Here is a 17,726-nt window from a genome sequence, read left to right as displayed (position 1 = left end):
CACAAGTATGCGAGACGTCGCGTCAGCAGTATTTGGCACCTTCCGCCAATCGCCCCGTCGTAGGATTTCCGGCACGCGCGTCGGCAACGGGGAGGAACGCACGTGTCCAGTACGGAAGTTGCCCTGATTCGGCTGGCCACCACGGTCATCGGGACGGTCGCCAAGTCGTTGCTGACTCCCAGGCCGGGCGCGGGGCTGGTTCGCGATCCGGTCCGCCCGCTCCCCCGCCCGGCGAAGCCCGACCGGCTGGCGAAGGTTCTCGGCGGACGCCTCGCGGAGTCGTACGCCGATCTGCCCGAGCACGAGCGCCTGGCCGCCCTCGCCTCCGTACAGGACACCTTCGCGGCGACGGGCGAATTGGGCGCGGAGCGGCTGTTCGCCCTGGAGCTGGAGCCCGACCGGCTGCGCGCGGAGCTGTCGGCCCCCGCCGCCGGGCTCTCGCCGCGCGCGGCCGAACTGTACGAGGAGTTGCTCGGCCGGTGCTGCGCCCATGCCGTGGAACAGCTCACCGCGCACCCCTCGTTCGCGGCACGTGCGGCGGTGGAACAGATCCGCGAGGCCGGGCGGACCCGGGAGCTGGTGGAGGACGTACGCTCCCGGGTCGGCCCGCGCCCCGATGCGGTGGCGATGGACTTCGAGCGGCGCTACGCGGATTTCGTGGCGACGGCGAACAGCCGGATGGGGCTGTTCGGCCTGACGCTCGGGCGGTCGGCGAGCGAGTGGCCGCTGGAGACCGCCTACCTCAGTCCGGCGGTGAGCGGTTACGGTGCCGCGCTCGTCGGCGGCAGCGGCGTCGGCCCGGAACATCCGGAGCGGGTGACGGTCCGGATCGAGCAGGCGCTGGGGCGGACGGACCGGCTGCTGCTGCGCGGTCCGGCGGGTTCGGGCAAGAGCACGCTGGTGCAGTGGCTGGCCCTGAACGCCGCCCGCCGCACGTTCGGCGACGAACTCGCCGAGTGGAACCGCTGTGTGCCGTTCGTCCTGCGGCTGCGCGCCTTCACCGCGCAGGAGACGCTGCCCGCTCCGGAGGACTTCCTGCGCGCGGCGGGCATCCCGCTGCACGGCGCGGCCCCGGCCGGCTGGGTGGACCGGCTGCTGACGGACGGCCGTGCGCTGGTCCTGGTGGACGGGGTCGACGAGGTTCCGCAGCGGCTGCGCAACCGTACGGAGCGCTGGCTCAAGGACCTCATCGCCGCCTACCCGCGGGCCCGCTATGTGGTGACGACCAGGCCGTCGGCGGTGCCGGAGGGGTGGCTGTCCGGAGCCGGGTTCGAGGCGCACACGCTGCTGGCGATGGAGCGGGACGACATCCGCGCCTTCGTCGGCCACTGGCACCGGGCCGCCCGCTCGGAGTGCCGGTCGCAGGAGGAGCGCGATGAGCTCGACACGTACGAGAGCTCGCTGCGGCATGCGGTGGGGACCCGGCGGGACCTGGGCCGGCTCGCGACGAACCCGCTGATGTGCGCCCTGCTCTGCGCCCTGAACCGCGACCGTCGGATGCAGCTGCCGAGGGCCCGCAAGGAGCTGTACGACGCGGCGCTGGACATGCTGCTCGTACGCCGCGACTCGGAGCGCGAGATCATCGGCGTCGAGGGCGTGGACCTGACCCGGGAGGAGCAGACGGCTCTGCTCCAGCGGCTGGCGTACTGGCTGATCCGCAACGGGCTCGCGGAGGCGGAGCACGGCGAGGTCGTGGCGATGCTCGCGGAGTGGATGGCCTCCATGTCCCAGGTACGGGGCACGCCGGAGCAGGTGTTCGCGCATCTGCTGATCCGCAGCGGTCTGCTGCGCGAACCCGCGCCGGGCGCGGTGGGGTTCGTCCACCGGACGTTCCAGGACTACCTGGGCGCGAAGGCGGCGGTCGAGGCGCGGGACTTCGGGGTGCTGGTGCGTCACGCGCACGACGACCAGTGGGACGACGTGGTGCAGATGGCGGTGGGGCACGCGCGGGTAGAGGAACGGGGGCGGCTGCTCCGGCAGTTGCTGAAGCGGGCCGACCAGGTCCGCAAGCACCGCCACCGGCTGGTGCTGCTGGCGGCGGCGAGCCTGGCGCACGCGCCGGAGCTGGACCCGGCGGTACGGGGCGAGGTCGAGCGAAGGACGGCGGAGCTGCTCCCGCCCCGGTCCCGGGAGGAGGCGGAGGAACTGGCGAAGGTCGGCGAACTGGTGCTCGAACTGCTGCCGGGGCCGGAGGAGGTGGAGGACGAATACGTGGCGGGATGCGTCGTACGGACTGCGGCCCTGATCGGGGGCGACGCGGCGTACGGCGTGGTGAAGCGGTACCGGAATGCCCCGGGGGTCTGGGTCGCGCAGGAGCTGGGCGACGGGTGGGGCGCCTTCGACATCGAGAACTATGCCCGGGAGGTGCTGGCGGCGCGCACCTGGGACAAGGTCCATGTGCCCGTGGCGACCGATGAGCAGATGACGGCCACCCTGCGGTACGTCCCTGAGGCCCGGATGATTCGGCTCCAGGGCAACCACAGAGACCTGTCACCGCTGTTCTCCCAACGGGTGATGAAGCGGCTCTTCGTCTACGACAACAAGACACTCACCGACCTCGGCCCGCTCGCCTCGATGCGTTCGGTCACCGAGCTGGGCCTGAGCCTGTGTCCCGCGGTACGCGACCTGAGCCCGCTGGCCGCGCTTCCGCTGAGCTGGCTCACGCTGGTCGGACTGCACCCGGATGTGCCGACGGCTCAACTGGAGGCGCTCGCCGAGATCCGTCGGCTGCATCTCAGTCACCGGTTCCCGGTCGCCGGTGTCGGCGACCTGCCCCTCGGCCCTCACCTGCAGCGCTTGTCCTTGGGCAGAGAAACGGACGACATGAGCCTGGACGGCCTGGACCGATGGCCGGAGCTTCGCAGGCTCGGGCTCTACAGCCTGCGGCAGTATCTGAGCGTGTGCCGCACGCCCCTGGCCTCGCGGCTCACCAGGCTCGACATCCACTTCCAGGACTCCCTGGATCTGGCGGAACTCGCCGAGCTGTCCTCACTGGAAACCCTGACGCTCAGGGGCTGTTCACTGTCGTCGGCCGGACTGACACCGCTGCGTGATCTCCCCGCACTGACGGAGCTGCACCTCTACCTGCACCACGCCCACGCCCCCATCGACCTCGGCCCACTCGTGAGTCTCGACGGGCTCACGATCAGAACCGGCCGCCACGCCCCGGTCCTCGGCACGGGGCTTTTCCAGCCGGAGCGCATCGTCCACGGCTCCTGAAGGCTGCCCCGGGCGCCCCTACACCCCCACCGCCCCCAGCAACGCCCCCGCCCCGTAAGTCACTCCCATGGCCACCGCTCCCCCGCACATGTTGCGCAGCACCGCCGGGCCGGGTGCCGCGTTGCCGAGGCGGGCGCTCCACCAGCCGGTCAGGGCGAGCGCCACCAGCACGGACGCCACGGTGACCATGAGCCGGAGCGAGGAGGGCGGCAGCACCATCGCCAGCAGGGGCAGCAGGGCGCCCACGGTGAAGGCCAGGAAGCTCGCGCCCGCCGCGTGCCAGGGGTTCGTCAGGTCGTCCGGGTCGATGCCCAGCTCGACCTCCGCGTGGGCGCGCAGCGGGTCGCGCTCGGTGAGCTGGACCGCTGCCTCGCGGGCGACCTCCTCGCTCAGGCCCTTGCCCCGCAACAGGCCCGTCAGCTCGACGAGTTCGGCCTCGGGGGTCTCCTGGAGCTCCCGTTTCTCGGTGGCCAGCGCCGCCTTCTCCGAGTCGCGCTGGGTGGAGACCGAGACGTACTCGCCCGCCGCCATGGACATGGACCCGGCCAGCAGTCCGGCCAGGCCCGCGGTGAGGAGTGCGCTGCGGTCGCCGGTGGCTCCGGCGACGCCGACGACGAGTCCCGCGGTGGAGACCACACCGTCGTTGGCGCCGAGGACCGCGGCCCGGAGCCAGTTCAGCCGGGAGCCGCGTGTGTTGCTGTGGGGTTCGTGGTGAACCTGTCCGTCCGTCACCCGGCGAGGGTCTCATTCACGGGCTCCGACCCCGGTCCGACCCGCCCGGGGCCGCCGGTGGCGGAGACGCCCGAATAGGGGACTGTCAGTCGCGGCCCGTATTCTCTGTGACCATGCTCGACGACCGCCAGATTGCAGCGCCGTGGCCGACCGCCTACCCACAGGGGTACGCGGTCGTCGACGTGGAGACCACCGGACTCGCCCGGGACGACCGGATAGTGTCCGCTGCTGTCTACCGTCTCGACGCCCAGGGCAACGTCGAGGACCACTGGTACACCCTGGTCAATCCGGAGCGGGACCCGGGCCCCGTCTGGATCCACGGTCTGACCAGCGAGGTGCTGGAGGGCGCACCGCTCTTCCCGGAGGTCGCGGCCGCGCTCTCCGAGCGGCTCGCGGACCGGGTGCTCGTCGCGCACAACGCGGCCTTCGACTGGTCGATGCTCGCCCGCGAGTACGCCCGCGCCGCGGTCGTCGCGCCGGTCGAGCAGCGGCTGTGCACGATCGCGCTCGCCAAGGAGCTGCGGCTGCCGCTGCCCAACCACAAGCTGTCCTCGCTCGCCGCCCACTTCGGCGTCGTGCAGCAGCACGCCCACCACGCCCTGGACGATGCCCGGGTACTGGCCGAGGCGTTCCGGCCGAGTCTGCACGCAGCCGCCCGGGACGGGGTGCGGCTGCCGCTGCTGGAGTGCCGCCCGCTGACCGAGTGGTCCGATTCCCCGGTCACCCCGCGGATCGGGTATCAGGCTTCGTACCAGCAGAACAGCTGGCGGCCCTCGCGGAAGAGGCCGGCCTGCCCGTATCCGAATCCGGGGCGGTACGAGAAGGACAAGCCCCTCAGGCAGGGCATGCGGGTGGCGTTCTCCGGGGACACCTCGATCGACCGCGAGCTGCTGGAGGACCGCGCCGTGGAGGCCGGGCTGCATGTGGCCACCAGTGTGTCCCGGCTGACCAGCCTGCTGGTCACCAACGACCCCGACGCGGCGACGTCCAAGACGGTGAAGGCGAAGTCGTTCGGCACGCCGGTGCTGGAGGAGAGCGCCTTCACCCATCTGCTGCGCGACGTCGCCCCCGCCGACGCGCCCGCCTCCCCGGCCGCTTCTCCGTCCGTCCCCCCGGCCGCTTCTCCGTCCGCGACGACGCCCGCGCCCGCGCCGTCATCGGAGTGAACCGGGCGCGACTCGCCCGGCATCCGCTCGCCCCGCCGTCGCCCCGCGTCCCACCCTGTGGCGCATGGCACGTTGTGAGGTCTGCGGAAACGATTACGGGATGTCCTTCGAGGTGCACGCGCAGGGCGCGGTGCATGTCTTCGACTGCTTCTCCTGCGCCATTCACCGCATGGCGCCCATCTGTGAGCACTGCCGGGTCCAGGTCATCGGCCAGGGCGTGGAGGTCGACGGTCACTGGTACTGCGGCGGTCACTGCGCCCGCGCCGAGGGGAGGGCGGGCATCGTGGACAAAGTGTGACGGAACGTTCCTCCCCGGGGCCGCTCCGGCCCCACCCCCGAGTGCCCCACCCCTGAGTGCCGCACCCCATGACCCCGGTTGTACGGTCATGGGGTGTACCGCTTCCTGTTGACCCGGCAGTGGGTGATTCTCACCCTCCTCACGCTCGTCCTGATTCCCACCATGGTCGAGCTGGGCTTCTGGCAGCTGCACCGGCATCAGCACCGGGTCGCGCAGAACTCCCTGATCTCGCAGAACCTGAAGGCGGATCCGGTCCCGGTCGCCCGGATCACCTCTCCGGGGCACACCGTTCCGCGCGCCGACTACTGGCGCGCGGTCACCGCCACGGGGACGTTCGACACCGCGCACGAAGTCGTCGTACGACGCCGCACCTCGGACGACGACCGGATCGGCTTCCACGTCCTGACCCCGCTGGACCTCAAGGGCGGCGGCACCGTCCTGGTCAACCGCGGCTGGATCCCCACCGCCGCGAGCCAGCAGGCGTTCCCGAAGGTCCCGGCCGCGCCGAGGGGCGAGGTGACCGTCGCCGGCCGGCTCAAGGCCGACGAGACGACGGGCAGCAGCGGCATCAAGGACCTGGCCGGCCTGCCGGACCGCCAGGTGATGCTGATCAACAGCTCCCAGCAGTCCCAGCTGCTCTCCCGGCCGGTCCTCGGCGGGTACATCGAGCAGACCTCGCCCGAGCCGTCCGACGGCACTCCCGAGCCGATCGCCTCCCCCGACGACAGCTCCATCGGCCCGCACATGGCGTACGCGGTCCAGTGGTGGCTGTTCGCCGCCGGGGTCCCGGTCGGCTGGGTGATTCTCGTACGCCGGGAGAAGCGCGACCGTCTGGAGGCCGCGAAGCAGGCCGCCGCACAGGACGAAGCCGCCGAGCAGCCCGAGCCCGCGACCGCTTAGAAGCCGCGGAAGCCACCTCGCGCACCTACCCGGTCTGCTTAGCCGGGCGCAGGTCAGGGAACACGCCAGAGCGTGACTCCACGCATCGAGGACTACGCCCTCATCGGCGATCTCCAGACCGCAGCCCTGGTCGGCAGGAACGGTTCTGTCGACTGGCTCTGCCTGCCCCGCTTCGACTCCGGCGCCTGCTTCGCGGCCCTGCTCGGCGATGAGGACAACGGCCACTGGCGCATCGCCCCCAAGGGCACCGACAGCACGGACACCTGCACCCGGCGCGGCTATCTGGGTGACTCGCTCGTGCTGGAGACGTACTGGGAGACCCGGACCGGCACGGTCAAGGTCATCGACTTCATGCCACAGCGCGACAAGGCGCCCGACCTCATTCGGATCATCGAGGGGGTGAGCGGCACTGTCGACATGCACTCGGTCCTGCGGCTGCGCTTCGACTTCGGTTCGGTCGTGCCCTGGATGCGCCGCTCGCACGGCCACCGGGTGGCGGTCGCGGGTCCCGACTCCGTCTGGCTGCGCAGCGAACCCCCGGTCAAGACGTGGGGCCAGCAGTTCAGCACCTGCTCCTCGTTCACGGTCACCGAGGGCGAGTCGGTGTCCTTCGTCCTCACCTGGCACCCCTCGCACTCGCCGCGCCCGAAGCTGATCGACCCGCGCAAGGCGCTGAAACACGCCCTGGCCGACTGGGCGAAGTGGTCGGCGAAATGCACGTACCAGGGCAAGTACCGGGACGCCGTACTCCGGTCGCTGATCACCCTGAAGGCCCTCACCTACGGACCGACCGGCGGCATCGTGGCGGCCCCGACCACCTCACTGCCGGAGGAGATCGGCGGCGTACGGAACTGGGACTACCGCTTCTGCTGGCTGCGGGACGCCACGCTGACCCTCGGCGCCCTGGTGTCCGCCGGTTATGTGAAGGAGGCGTCGGCCTGGCGGGACTGGCTGCTGCGGGCCGTCGCCGGGGACCCGGCCGACCTCCAGATCATGTACGGCCTGGCGGGCGAGCGCAGGCTCCCGGAGACGGAGTTGCCGTGGCTGGCCGGGTACGAGAACTCCCGGCCGGTCCGCACCGGCAACGCGGCGGTCCGGCAGCGGCAGCTCGATGTGTACGGCGAGGTCATCGACTCGCTCCGGCTGGCCCGGGAGGCCGGCATCGCCGACAAGCCGCACGCCTGGAATCTTCAGCTCAGCCTCCTGGGCTTCCTGGAGTCCACCTGGCGCGAGCCGGACGAGGGGCTGTGGGAGATCCGCGGGGCACGCCGCCACTTCGTGCACTCCAAGGTGATGGCCTGGGTCGCCGCCGACCGCGCGGTACGCACCCTGGAGGAGAACCCCAGCCTGCCGGGCGACGCGGAGCGGTGGCGGGCGATGCGGTCCGCCGTGCACGCCGAGGTCTGCGCCAAGGGGTACGACCCCGATCGCAACACCTTCACCCAGTCCTACGGTTCGCGTGAGCTGGACGCCTCGACCCTCCTGATCGTCCGGACGGGTTTTCTGCCGCCGGACGATCCCCGGGTCATCGGCACCGTCGACGCGGTACGCGAGGAGCTGGGCCGCGACGGTCTGGTCCGCCGCTACAGCACCGACGGCACCTCCGGCGACGGGCTGCCGGGCGACGAAGGGGCCTTCATCGTCTGCTCGTTCTGGCTGGCCGACGCGCTGCGCGGGACCGGGCGGGAGGCCGAGGCCGAGGAGTTGTTCGAGCGGCTGCTGGAACTCCGCAACGACGTGGGGCTGCTGGCCGAGGAGTACGACCCGGTCGCGCGGCGCCAGCTGGGCAACTTCCCGCAGGCCTTCAGCCACATCGGGCTGGTGAACAGCGCTGTCGCCCTCACCGCCGACGACGCGGCAGGATAGGCCCATGGATCTTGGACTGAAGGACCGTGTCTACATCGTCACCGGCGCCACCCGTGGGCTGGGCAACGCCACGGCGCGTGCCCTGACCGCCGACGGGGCGAAGGTGATCATCAGTGGCCGGGACGAGAAGGGGGCCGCGGAGGCCGCCGCCGAACTGGGACCGGACGCCGTGGGGGTCGCCGCGGACAACGCCGATCCGAGCGCGGCGCAGCGCCTGGTGGATACGGCGACGGAACGGTTCGGCGCCCTGGACGGCATCCTCATCAGCGTCGGCGGTCCGGCGCCCGGCCTCCTCGCGGACAACACGGACGACCAGTGGCAGACGGCCTTCGAGTCGGTGTTCCTGGGGGCCGTGCGGCTCGCCCGGACGGCGGCCGCCACGCTCGGCGAGGGCGGCGTCATCGGCTTCGTGCTCTCCGGCTCGGTCCATGAGCCGATCGCCGGACTGACCATCTCCAACGGGCTGCGCCCCGGTTTGGCCGGCTTCGCCAAGTCCCTGGCCGATGAACTGGGCCCGCGCGGCATCCGCGTCATCGGGGTGCTGCCCGCCCTGATCGACACGGACCGGGTGCGCGAACTGGACGCGCTGTCCGGCGACGCGGAGGCTGCCCGTACGGCCAAGGAGGCCCGTATCCCGCTGCGCCGCTACGGGACGCCGGAGGAGTTCGGGAAGACCGCGGCCTTCCTGCTCTCCCCCGCCGCGTCCTATCTCACGGGCATCATGGTGCCGGTCGACGGCGGCTCACGGCACGGGTTCTGAGGATCGGGCCCGGCCCCGCCCGAAGGGCCCCGTACCGGGCACGAAGGCCCGGCGAACGGCCCCGCGAGGGACCCGTCAGGACACCCGTTCCGCACGGTGCTTGACGGCCTTCAGCCGTACCTCGGCGGGCAGTTCGGCCAGACCGGCCGATTCCCTGGCGTGGGCCAGCGCCTCGTCGGACAGGACCCGCAGCGTCTGTTCCGGGGCCGCGTGCGGCTCCATCAGCAGCCGGATCCTGGTCCGGGGCGCGGTGCGCCGGCCGAGCAGCGCGACCTGGGCGCGGGCCACCCCGTCCAGGGCGCCCGCCTCATCGGAGAGCACGCCCTCCAGCGCCCGGCCCCGCAGCACCGCGCCCTCGCCGTCGCCGCTGTCGACCAGCACTTCCGAGAGGCGGGCGCGCCGCAGCTGGGCGAACAGCCACCACAGGGCGAGGACGACCAGGACGGCGAGGACCGCGATGACGGTCGGCCACCACCAGCCGTCGTCGCGCCAGCGGTCCCGGTCGGCCCGGCTGAGCAGCACGTCCTGCTTTCCGTCCCACGGCCACCAGGAGGGCAGCGACGCGCCGAGGCCGACGGCGAGCACGGCGCCGCCCATGATGATCAGCAGGAGCCCGGCAAGGCCCAGCAGTACCCGGTTGACGGTCCTGAGCACGCCGTTCACCCCTTCTTCGTCGGACGGCGGACCTGGACGGACAGGCTCGGCTGCCTGGCCAGGCCCAATTCCTTGATTCCCGCCCCCAACGCGGCGTCCAGATCCGTCCGTACGTCGTCGAGTTCCCGGAAATGGGACACCGCGCGCACGACCGCCTTACCGCGCCCCATCCGGACCCGTACGGACTGCACCCCGGACACCTCCACGGCCCGGTCGCGCAGGACCAGGGCGGCCGCGGTCCGGTCGAGTGCGGCCCGTACACCGGCGCGGTCACGGCGCATCGGCAGCAGATCGCGCAGTCCGGGGGTGAGGGCGAGCAGGATCAGCCAGAGGCCGATGGCGGCCGCGATACCGGCCCCGACGAGCACCCAGACGTTGTCCAGCGGCCGTTCGGCCAGATCGTCGGCGAGCGAGCGCCGCCATTGCATCGCCGGGTGGTCGGCCCGTACCGCGGCGATGTCGTAGAGCAGCAGCCCGGCGCCGCCCAGGACCACCAGGGCGAGCAGGGCCGCGGGGATCCGGCGCGCCGACCAGAACCGGCCCGCCCTGCCCCCGCCCTCCTCCGGTGCGGGCACCGGGTCGTGGGCGGCGGACGACGCGCTCCCGTCCGGTTCGAGCACGTCCGTGTCGCGCTGCGGGCCGGCCGCGGGCAGCCGCTGGGTGCTGCCCGTCGGCTCATGGGGCTCGGTCATCGGATCCTCCCCTGTGCCGCGGCGCTCGATCCCGCGGGGTGCAGTCGCTCGATCTGCACCGCCACTTCGGGCACCTCCATCCCCGCCAAGGTCTTCACCCGCTCTATGACACGGCGACGCACCGCGCCGCACTGACGGCCGAGGTCACTCGGGTAGCCGAGCTCCAGACTGACCCGTACCCGGGCGGAGTCCCGGTGAACGGTGACCGTGGCGCGCGGCGACGATCCCTCCTCGGGCGGCTCGTCGACCGCTTCCTTCGCCGCCTGCGCGGCGATCTTCGCGACGACCCGGTCGGCGATCCGGGTCTGCCCGCGTTCGGCGGCGGCGACCCGGCCGGTCACCGCCGTCACCGTCGCCGGTCGCCGCGGTCGCGACTCCGGAAGAAGTCGCCGGGCTCCAGGTCACCGTCCAGGAAGCGGCCGGCGATGAAGCCGACCGCGCCCAGCGCGGCTACCAGCAGGAAGGCACCGAACCCGCCGAAATATCCGGCGAAACCCAGCGCCATGCCGGCCAACAGGCCGACCACAGCCATGCTCATCGTGACTCCTCAACTGGCTTTCGGCAGGGACCTACTGGAGGCGTGGTTCGGGCTCGTCCTCGTCGTCTTCCTCATCCGGGAGCTTGACGTCGCTCACCGCGATGTTGACCTCGACGACTTCGAGGCCCGTCATGCGCTCGACTGCCGCGATGACGTTCTCCCGTACGTCGCGGGCGACATCGGCGATCGACACGCCGTAGTCGACGACGATCTCCAGGTCCAGGGCGGTCTGCGATTCGCCGACCTCGGCCTTGACCCCGCGGGTGACGGACTTGCCGCCGCCGGGGACCCGGTCGCGCACCGCTCCGAAGGTCCGGGACAGGCCGCTGCCCATCGCGTGGACACCGACGACGTCACGTGCGGCCATTCCGGCGATCTTCTCGACCACGCCGTCGGCGATCGTGGTACGGCCGCGGCTGGCGGGATCTCCCCCACCACGCTTGCCCAGCGGGCTCTTGCCCCGGTCGTCGCCCGCGTCCTTGCCGGGGTACTCGGGCCGGTTCCGCTGCGGGTTGTCAGTCATCGCCGCTCTTCCCTTCGGGGCAGGTGTGGGCTTCTCTGTCCACATTAGGTGCGCTTGCCCCGTCTCGCGCCGTGGATGCGGCAGGGTGGAGCAATGACAACGGCGCACGGCCCACAGCAGGCCGACGGATGGACGGCGGCGGTACGTCAACGGCTCGGCCTCGGCCGCCTGCTCCCGCTGGGCGGTCCCGCCGACGGGGTCTGGATCGCGGAGCGGGCTGCGGCCTCGGTGCTGCGGAACGCGGCGGCCGGACCCGGCGCGGTACTCGGCAGGCTCAGGATCGGGGTGGCCATGGAAGTGGACGGGACGGCCCTGGACGCGGACGCGGCGGCCATGGACGCGGGGGTTCCGGCGCCGCCGAGTGCCTTGCCGTCCGGGCCGCTGCGGATCGAGGCGGAGTTCGCGGCCACGGCGGACCGACCGCTGCCCGATGCCGCCGAGGTCCTGCGCGCCGCGCTGATGACCGCGGCCTCCGCCCGGCTCGGTCTGCTGGTCACCGAGGTGGACCTGCGGGTGACGGGACTGCTGGACGATGACTCGCCCGGCCGGGCGACGGACCCGGCAAAGGACGAGGTACGGGCCGCGAAGGCCGACGGGGTGGCGGGGGCCGCGGCCGCCGGGGTGCCCGGTGTCGTCGCGCTGACCCAGGTCCTGGGCAGTGCCGTGCACACCGGCGCGGATCATCTGCGGGTCGAGGTGGCGACGGCCGGGGACCACCGGGCCCTCGATGTGGCGCGGGCGGTGCGCACCGCGGTGGCGGCGGCCGTGGAGGGCCACCCACGGATCGCCGTACTGGTCACCGCCGTGGTGGAGCGGGACTGACGGATGCGCCGGTGCGGTCGTCGAGGCCGGTCCGCCCGCGGGACCCCACCGGCCGGTGCACCGGGTCACCCGGTGAAACCGGCCAGGGTCGCACGGGTCAGTCGATGAGACGGCCAGGTCGCACCGGGTCAGTCCGTGAGACCGGCCAGGTCGCGCAGCCTGCGGCCCTGAGCGGCGCGCTCGGCGGCGCGCTGCTCCTCGTAGCCGCGGGAGGCGGCGCCGCTGAGCAGCGCCTTGGTCTCGATGACGGCGTCGCGCGGGGCGGCCAGCAGGGCGGCGGCCAGATCGTGGGCGGCCGCGTCCAGCTGGTCGGCCGGGACGACGAGGTTGGCGAGGCCGGTGCGCTCGGCCTCCGCGGCGTGCACGAAGCGCCCGGTGGCGCAGATTTCGAGCGCGCGGGCGTACCCCACGAGGTTCACCAGGGGGTGGGTGCCCGTGAGGTCCGGGACGAGACCGAGACTGGTCTCGCGCATGGCGAACTGCACGTCCTCGGCGGCGATCCGCAGATCACAGGCGAGGGCGAGCTGGAAACCGGCGCCGATGGCGTGCCCCTGGACGACCGCGATCGACACGATGTCGTTGCGGCGCCACCAGGTGAACGCCTCCTGGTACTCGGCGATGGTCGCGTCGAGCTCGGCCTCCGGGCCGCGCGCCATGTCGAGGAAGGACGGCTCACCGTCGAACCCCTCGGGGGTGAACGCCTGCCGGTCGAGGCCCGCGGAGAAGGACTTGCCTTCGCCGCGGAGCACAACGACCCGCACGTTGCCGGGGAGTACCCGTCCGGCCTCTGTCAACGCCCGCCACAGAGCGGGAGACTGAGCGTTGCGCCTGGCCGGATTGGTGAGAGTCACCGTGGCAACCGCGTCATCGACGGTGAGCCGTACGCCGTCCTTGTCGAGCACAGAGTCGAGCGAGGTCATGGGGCGCCTCCGGATCGGGTGCAGTCAGCACTCAAAAATTAAGTGACTGAACAGTAACCACCCGGACGACCGCATGACCGGCCGGGTGGCCACCACGTATTCCGGTGAGCCCCGGAGCCTGCCCCACGGCTGCCCGACCGCTGTCGGCCCTCAGGCCGCAGCGGCCTTCTTGCCGCGTGTCGCTCCGCCACGTCCCCGCAGCGTCACTCCGGACTCGCTGAGCATCCGGTGGACGAATCCGTAGGAGCGGCCAGTCTCTTCGGCCAACGCCCGGATGCTCGCACCGGAGTCGTACTTCTTCTTCAGGTCTGCCGCGAGCTTGTCGCGCGCGGCGCCGGTTACCCGGCTGCCCTTCTTCAGAGTCTCGGCCACCCGTGCCTCCTCATGGGAAGTGCGCTCTGGACTCTCATGATCACCCCTCATGAGCTTCATGGCCACCCATTCGGCAAGGTACGTACGACCGGATTCGCGGCCGGAGACGCCGCCAACACGATCGGAATCACGCATTCCGCAGCGATCCGGAGGCTCTCGGGACGAGCGTCCGAAAGAACCACCAGGTCAGGGCCGTACGGGGCGAACAGAGCGAAATGGGTGCGCCCGGCAGCTATCTATCGGGTGCCACGCCGAGGTATGAGACGCACTCACTCAGATGATGGATCACGCGTAGGCCGAATGATCTATCCCCAGTGGATCAGGCCAGGGCGACGAGGTCCCGGTAGTCCGCACCCCACAGGTCCTCGACCCCGTCCGGAAGCAGGATGATCCGCTCCGGCTGGAGCGCCTCGACCGCACCCTCGTCGTGGGTGACGAGGACGACGGCGCCCTTGTACGTACGCAGCGCGCCGAGGATCTCCTCGCGGCTGGCCGGGTCGAGGTTGTTCGTCGGCTCGTCGAGGAGCAGCACGTTGGCCGAGGAGACGACCAGGGTCGCGAGCGCGAGCCGGGTCTTCTCGCCGCCGGAGAGCACCCCGGCGGGCTTGTCGACGTCGTCGCCGGAGAAGAGGAACGAGCCGAGCGTCTTGCGGACCTCGACCAGGTCGAGGTCGGGCGCGGCGGAGCGCATGTTCTCCAGGACGGTGCGCTCCGGGTCCAGGGTCTCGTGCTCCTGGGCGTAGTAGCCGAGCTTGAGGCCGTGGCCCTCGATGATCTCGCCGGTGTCCGCCTTCTCGGCACCGCCGAGGAGGCGCAGCAGCGTGGTCTTGCCCGCGCCGTTGAGACCGAGGATGACGACGCGGGAACCCTTGTCGATGGCGAGGTCGACGTCGGTGAAGATTTCGAGCGAGCCGTAGGACTTGGACAGGCCCTCCGCCATCAGCGGGGTCTTGCCGCACGGCGAGGGGTCGGGGAAGCGCAGCTTGGCGACCTTGTCGGAGACCCGGACGGCCTCAAGGCCGGACAGCAGCCGGTCGGCGCGCTTGGCCATGTTCTGGGCGGCGACAGTCTTGGTGGCCTTGGCGCGCATCTTGTCGGCCTGCGCGTTGAGGGTCGCGGCCTTCTTCTCGGCGTTCTGGCGCTCGCGCTTGCGGCGCTTCTCGTCGGCCTCGCGCTGCTGCTGGTAAAGCTTCCAGCCCATGTTGTAGACGTCGATCTGCGCACGGTTGGCGTCGAGATAGAAGACCTTGTTGACGACGGTCTCGACGAGGTCGACATCGTGGGAGATCACGATGAAGCCGCCGCGGTAGGTCTTGAGGTAGTCGCGCAGCCAGACGATCGAGTCCGCGTCGAGGTGGTTGGTGGGCTCGTCGAGGAGCAGGGTGTCGGCGTCCGAGAAGAGGATGCGGGCCAGCTCGACGCGTCGGCGCTGACCGCCGGAGAGCGTGTGGAGGGGCTGGCCGAGCACCCGGTCGGGCAGGCTGAGCGCGGCGGCGATGGTGGCGGCCTCGGCCTCGGCGGCGTATCCGCCCTTGGTGAGGAACTCCGTCTCCAGGCGCTCGTACTTCTTCATCGCCTTCTCGCGGGTGGCGCCCTGGCCGTTCGCCATCCGCTCCTCGTTCTCGCGCATCTTGCGCAGGATCGCGTCGAGGCCGCGGGCGGAGAGGATGCGGTCCCGGGCGAGGATGTCGAGGTCGCCGGTGCGCGGGTCCTGCGGGAGGTAGCCGACCTCGCCGGACCGGGTGATGGTGCCGCCCGCGGGGGTGCCCTCGCCCGCGAGGCACTTGGTGAGGGTGGTCTTGCCCGCCCCGTTGCGGCCGACGAGACCGATGCGGTCGCCCTTGGCGACCCGGAAGGAAGCGGACTCGATCAGGATGCGGGCGCCGGCGCGCAGCTCGATGCCGGAAGCGGTGATCACGGAAAAACTCCAGGGCAGTGATGGACGGCGGAGGGACGAGGGGCGGAGGGTCTCTCGACGCCGCTAATGCACAAGGAGAATGGCCATACAGCCCATTCTACTGGCGGTGTGCAACTGCTTTTCCGCGCGTTCGCCGGGACGAACCGGCCGATTCTCGGCGCGGGGCCACAGCGCCGACGCCCCGGCAGCGGTGGCTCTCCACCGGATTCCGCACACGTGCACATGGCGCGATCCCACATCTCCGGCCGGCCTGCGCGGATGCCGTCCGGGAGGGCGTTGTCAGTGGCCGGTGGAAGACTGAGACGCAGATCACAGCACGGCGGGGCGAGCGACAGAAGAGGGTGAGCGCGATGGCTGGTGTGGCGGGCGGCGTGCCGACGGTCTGTCCGACGATTCTGTACGACAACGCGAAGGCCGCGATCAGAACGCTGACGCAGGCCCTCGGCTTCACCGAGGAAGCGGTGTACGAGGACGGGAACGGCAGCGTGCTGCACGCCGAGCTGTCCTGCGGCAACGGCCGGGTGATGCTCGGCTCCAGGGGCCGCGAGGGCGTCTTCGCCAAGGCGATGGCGGGCGCGGGCCCGGCCGGGGTGTACGTGGTCGTGGACGAGGTGGACGGGCACCACGCGCGGGCGGTGGAGCACGGCGTGGAGATCCTGATGCCGCCCACGGACCAGGACTACGGCTCGCGGGAATACCTGGCGCGCGACGCGGAGGGCAACGTGTGGAGCTTCGGGACGTACGCCCCGGGGTCGGCAGGCTGACCCGGGGGACGGGACCTAAGGCTGCGAAGCCCCGAAGCCCCGAGGCTCCCCGCGCCGGTCCACCGGGCGCCCGGTGGACGGGCGCCCGGTGGACGGGCGCCCGGTGGACGGGCGTCGTGGGCAGGACGCCCCGGTGTCTACGCGCCGCCCGTGTGGACCTGGAAGGCGGCGCGGCGCACCGCTTTGGCCAGGGCCGGGTCCGGGTGCGCGGCGGCCAGGGCGACCAGGACCTGGACGGTGCGCGGGTGGCCGACGGCCCTGACCTCGTCGAGCAGGGCGGGGACCGTGCCCTGGACGGCGGAGTCGAGGTGGCGGACCAGCAGTCCGGTCTCGCCGTGGTCGGCGACGGCGGCGGCGGTGTCGACCCAGAGCCAGGTGGCTTCCTCGCGGCTCAGGACCTCCTGGGCGTCGTCCGGGTCGGTGCCCTCGTACTCGGCGAGCCAGAGCAGCGCGTAGGGCCGCAGCGTCTGGTCGGTGGCCACGGAGCGCACCACGGGTTCGGCCGGGGCGCCGACCACCCGGAGTGCCTCGAAGGCCAGGCCGCGCAGCAGGGCGTCCTCGCCGCGGGCGACGGCGAGCAGTTCCGTGACGGCGCTGCCGACGGGCCGGGCGGCGAGCCAGGCCCGGTATTCGTCGCGGGCCGGTCCCGGGGTGAGGCGTGCGCAGCCGAGCAGCATGTCGGCGGCGGACTGCTCGATGTTTCCGGCGGGACTCTGGGCCGCGACGCAGATCTGTTCCAGCTTGACCCAGACCGCCCAGTTGCCGAGCGGGGTGAGGGTGGCGTGACCGGCGCCGAGGGTGAGGGCGCCGACCGCGGCCAGTCCCTCCAGGGCCCAGTCGAGCAGGAGCGCGTTGAGATCGGCGTCCCCTCCCGCGTCGGTGTGCTCGACGGCCGGGGCGCTCGGCGCGGGCTGCTGCTCGGGGCCGTACGGCACCTCGCACCGCTCCTCGTGGAGTTCCGCGACGCGCTGGCCGAGGAGGTCGAGGAGAGCGGGCACGGTGACCGGGCCCGCGGAGAGCTGGAGGAGCGAGAGCACCTGGGGTACGGCCTCGACGGCCTCGGCGACGGCGGTGGCCGCGATGCCCTCGGGCGCGGCGTGGACGAGCGACCAGGCGTCGAACAGCGCCACCCAGCCGCGGAGCACGGCGGAGTCGTCACGGTCCCAGGCGCGCAGCCGCCAGCCGGGGCGTGCGGTGCCGCCGTGCAGTTCCACGAGACCGGCCAGCCTGGCGCGGTCCCAGCCCGCGCGTGCCTGGGCCGGGGAGAGTTCCAGTGCGGCCGCGGCCCGTTCCAGGGCCTGGGGGGCCGGGGGTGCGGTGCCGGGGCTCGGGCCGTCGGCGGCCCAGTGGGCGATCCGTACGGCATCGGCGAGGACCGCCCTGGCCTGCCGGGCCAGTTCCGTCCGGGGCGGGGTGCCCTCGGGAGGCCGGGGGGCCGGCCTGGTGCGCCGGGTGGTCACGGCCTTGCGGGCGGTGGCAAGGGGTCGCGGGCGGACAAGTCGCAGCCTGGAGTCGCGCGGGGTACGGGACGTCACGGGGAGCAGTCTTGCCTCTGACGGCCCGAAAGCCCAAACGGAAGCTG

18 protein-coding genes are annotated in these 17,726 nt (G+C 72.0%); 8 read left to right on the top strand and 10 right to left on the bottom strand.

Going from position 1 to position 17,726, the window contains the following annotated elements; genetic code table 11:
- Positions 1–102 precede the first annotated feature (102 nt).
- On the top strand, positions 103–3,219 hold the full coding sequence (locus OG413_RS23115) for an NACHT domain-containing NTPase (RefSeq protein ID WP_266808373.1): 3,117 nt from the start codon (positions 103–105) through the stop codon (positions 3,217–3,219).
- A gap of 18 nt (positions 3,220–3,237) precedes the next feature.
- Here OG413_RS23115 and OG413_RS23110 read toward each other — a convergent pair whose 3' ends face one another.
- The gene (locus OG413_RS23110; RefSeq protein WP_266808371.1) at positions 3,238–3,951 is read right to left on the bottom strand and encodes a VIT family protein; all 714 of its coding nucleotides are present in this window, start codon (positions 3,949–3,951) and stop codon (positions 3,238–3,240) included.
- Between the two features lie 107 nt (positions 3,952–4,058).
- Here OG413_RS23110 and OG413_RS23105 point away from each other — a divergent pair, with 107 nt between their 5' ends.
- From OG413_RS23105 to OG413_RS23085, 5 genes are all read left to right on the top strand, one after another.
- Complete coding sequence (locus OG413_RS23105; RefSeq protein ID WP_266808370.1) at positions 4,059–5,117, top strand: DEDDh family exonuclease; 1,059 nt, start codon at positions 4,059–4,061, stop codon at positions 5,115–5,117.
- Between the two features lie 64 nt (positions 5,118–5,181).
- Entirely contained in the window at positions 5,182–5,415 is a 234-nt protein-coding gene (locus tag OG413_RS23100) for a hypothetical protein (RefSeq protein ID WP_073747930.1), read from the top strand.
- A 93-nt stretch (positions 5,416–5,508) separates the two neighbouring features.
- Complete coding sequence (locus OG413_RS23095) at positions 5,509–6,315, top strand: SURF1 family protein (RefSeq protein ID WP_266808368.1); 807 nt, start codon at positions 5,509–5,511, stop codon at positions 6,313–6,315.
- Positions 6,316–6,387: 72 nt separating this feature from the next.
- Positions 6,388–8,181 carry a glycoside hydrolase family 15 protein gene (locus tag OG413_RS23090; RefSeq protein WP_266808366.1) on the top strand — a complete coding sequence of 598 codons (1,794 nt, stop codon included), beginning with the start codon at positions 6,388–6,390 and terminating at the stop codon, positions 8,179–8,181.
- Positions 8,182–8,185: 4 nt separating this feature from the next.
- Complete coding sequence (locus tag OG413_RS23085; protein ID WP_266808364.1) at positions 8,186–8,941, top strand: SDR family oxidoreductase; 756 nt, start codon at positions 8,186–8,188, stop codon at positions 8,939–8,941.
- Positions 8,942–9,016: 75 nt separating this feature from the next.
- Here the strand turns inward: OG413_RS23085 and amaP are convergent, their stop codons facing one another.
- Genes amaP through OG413_RS23060 form a run of 5 tightly spaced genes read right to left on the bottom strand, consistent with a single transcriptional unit; the run spans position 9,017 to position 11,348 of the window.
- Complete coding sequence (amaP, locus tag OG413_RS23080) at positions 9,017–9,604, bottom strand: alkaline shock response membrane anchor protein AmaP (protein ID WP_266808362.1); 588 nt, start codon at positions 9,602–9,604, stop codon at positions 9,017–9,019.
- Positions 9,601–10,287, bottom strand: coding sequence for a DUF6286 domain-containing protein (locus tag OG413_RS23075; RefSeq protein WP_266808361.1), 687 nt, complete (start codon positions 10,285–10,287; stop codon positions 9,601–9,603). The genes amaP and OG413_RS23075 overlap by 4 nt, the downstream gene beginning before the upstream one ends.
- Positions 10,284–10,637 (bottom strand): hypothetical protein, encoded by a 354-nt coding sequence (locus OG413_RS23070; protein WP_266808359.1) that lies wholly within the window; start codon positions 10,635–10,637, stop codon positions 10,284–10,286. The genes OG413_RS23075 and OG413_RS23070 overlap by 4 nt, the downstream gene beginning before the upstream one ends.
- Entirely contained in the window at positions 10,634–10,825 is a 192-nt protein-coding gene (locus tag OG413_RS23065; protein WP_266808357.1) for a hypothetical protein, read from the bottom strand. Before OG413_RS23065 ends, OG413_RS23070 begins: the two co-directional genes overlap by 4 nt.
- Before the next feature lie 31 nt (positions 10,826–10,856).
- Complete coding sequence (locus OG413_RS23060) at positions 10,857–11,348, bottom strand: Asp23/Gls24 family envelope stress response protein (protein ID WP_266808355.1); 492 nt, start codon at positions 11,346–11,348, stop codon at positions 10,857–10,859.
- Positions 11,349–11,441: 93 nt separating this feature from the next.
- On the opposite strand from OG413_RS23060, the gene OG413_RS23055 reads away from it, so the two are divergent.
- Positions 11,442–12,170 carry a hypothetical protein gene (locus OG413_RS23055; RefSeq protein WP_266808353.1) on the top strand — a complete coding sequence of 243 codons (729 nt, stop codon included), beginning with the start codon at positions 11,442–11,444 and terminating at the stop codon, positions 12,168–12,170.
- A gap of 128 nt (positions 12,171–12,298) precedes the next feature.
- Here OG413_RS23055 and OG413_RS23050 read toward each other — a convergent pair whose 3' ends face one another.
- The 3 genes from OG413_RS23050 to OG413_RS23040 all read right to left on the bottom strand — a co-directional run bounded on the left by OG413_RS23050 (position 12,299) and on the right by OG413_RS23040 (position 15,380).
- Positions 12,299–13,090, bottom strand: a complete 792-nt coding sequence (locus OG413_RS23050) for an enoyl-CoA hydratase/isomerase family protein (protein WP_266808351.1) — start codon at positions 13,088–13,090, stop codon at positions 12,299–12,301.
- Between the two features lie 150 nt (positions 13,091–13,240).
- A complete protein-coding gene (locus tag OG413_RS23045; RefSeq protein WP_007263382.1) occupies positions 13,241–13,462 on the bottom strand; it encodes a helix-turn-helix domain-containing protein in 222 nt (73 codons plus the stop codon).
- A 319-nt stretch (positions 13,463–13,781) separates the two neighbouring features.
- Positions 13,782–15,380, bottom strand: a complete 1,599-nt coding sequence (locus OG413_RS23040; protein ID WP_266808350.1) for an ABC-F family ATP-binding cassette domain-containing protein — start codon at positions 15,378–15,380, stop codon at positions 13,782–13,784.
- Positions 15,381–15,730: 350 nt separating this feature from the next.
- Between OG413_RS23040 and OG413_RS23035 the strand changes: the two genes are divergently transcribed.
- Positions 15,731–16,144: a VOC family protein gene (locus tag OG413_RS23035; protein WP_266808349.1), complete on the top strand. Its 414-nt coding sequence runs from the start codon at positions 15,731–15,733 to the stop codon at positions 16,142–16,144.
- A 137-nt stretch (positions 16,145–16,281) separates the two neighbouring features.
- On the opposite strand, the gene OG413_RS23030 is transcribed toward OG413_RS23035, so the two are convergent.
- Complete coding sequence (locus OG413_RS23030; protein WP_266810313.1) at positions 16,282–17,604, bottom strand: hypothetical protein; 1,323 nt, start codon at positions 17,602–17,604, stop codon at positions 16,282–16,284.
- Between the last annotated feature and the right edge of the window lie 122 nt (positions 17,605–17,726).

Origin of the sequence: Streptomyces sp. NBC_01433 (assembly GCF_026340105.1) — a bacterium.
Lineage (GTDB): Bacteria > Actinomycetota > Actinomycetes > Streptomycetales > Streptomycetaceae > Streptomyces.
The sequence above is the reverse complement of the archived record's forward strand: the minus strand, read 5'-3'. Positions and strand labels throughout refer to the sequence as shown.

What these genes read in the sequence shown, in the direction of transcription:
- OG413_RS23065 (WP_266808357.1), bottom strand. Translation starts at nt 10,825, where the DNA reads ATGAGCATGGCTGTGGTCGGCCTGTTGGCCGGCATGGCGCTGGGTTTC.
- OG413_RS23085 (WP_266808364.1), top strand. Translation starts at nt 8,186, where the DNA reads ATGGATCTTGGACTGAAGGACCGTGTCTACATCGTCACCGGCGCCACC.
- OG413_RS23060 (WP_266808355.1), bottom strand. Translation starts at nt 11,348, where the DNA reads ATGACTGACAACCCGCAGCGGAACCGGCCCGAGTACCCCGGCAAGGAC.
- OG413_RS23055 (WP_266808353.1), top strand. Translation starts at nt 11,442, where the DNA reads ATGACAACGGCGCACGGCCCACAGCAGGCCGACGGATGGACGGCGGCG.
- OG413_RS23075 (WP_266808361.1), bottom strand. Translation starts at nt 10,287, where the DNA reads ATGACCGAGCCCCATGAGCCGACGGGCAGCACCCAGCGGCTGCCCGCG.
- OG413_RS23050 (WP_266808351.1), bottom strand. Translation starts at nt 13,090, where the DNA reads ATGACCTCGCTCGACTCTGTGCTCGACAAGGACGGCGTACGGCTCACC.
- OG413_RS23100 (WP_073747930.1), top strand. Translation starts at nt 5,182, where the DNA reads ATGGCACGTTGTGAGGTCTGCGGAAACGATTACGGGATGTCCTTCGAG.
- OG413_RS23035 (WP_266808349.1), top strand. Translation starts at nt 15,731, where the DNA reads ATGGCTGGTGTGGCGGGCGGCGTGCCGACGGTCTGTCCGACGATTCTG.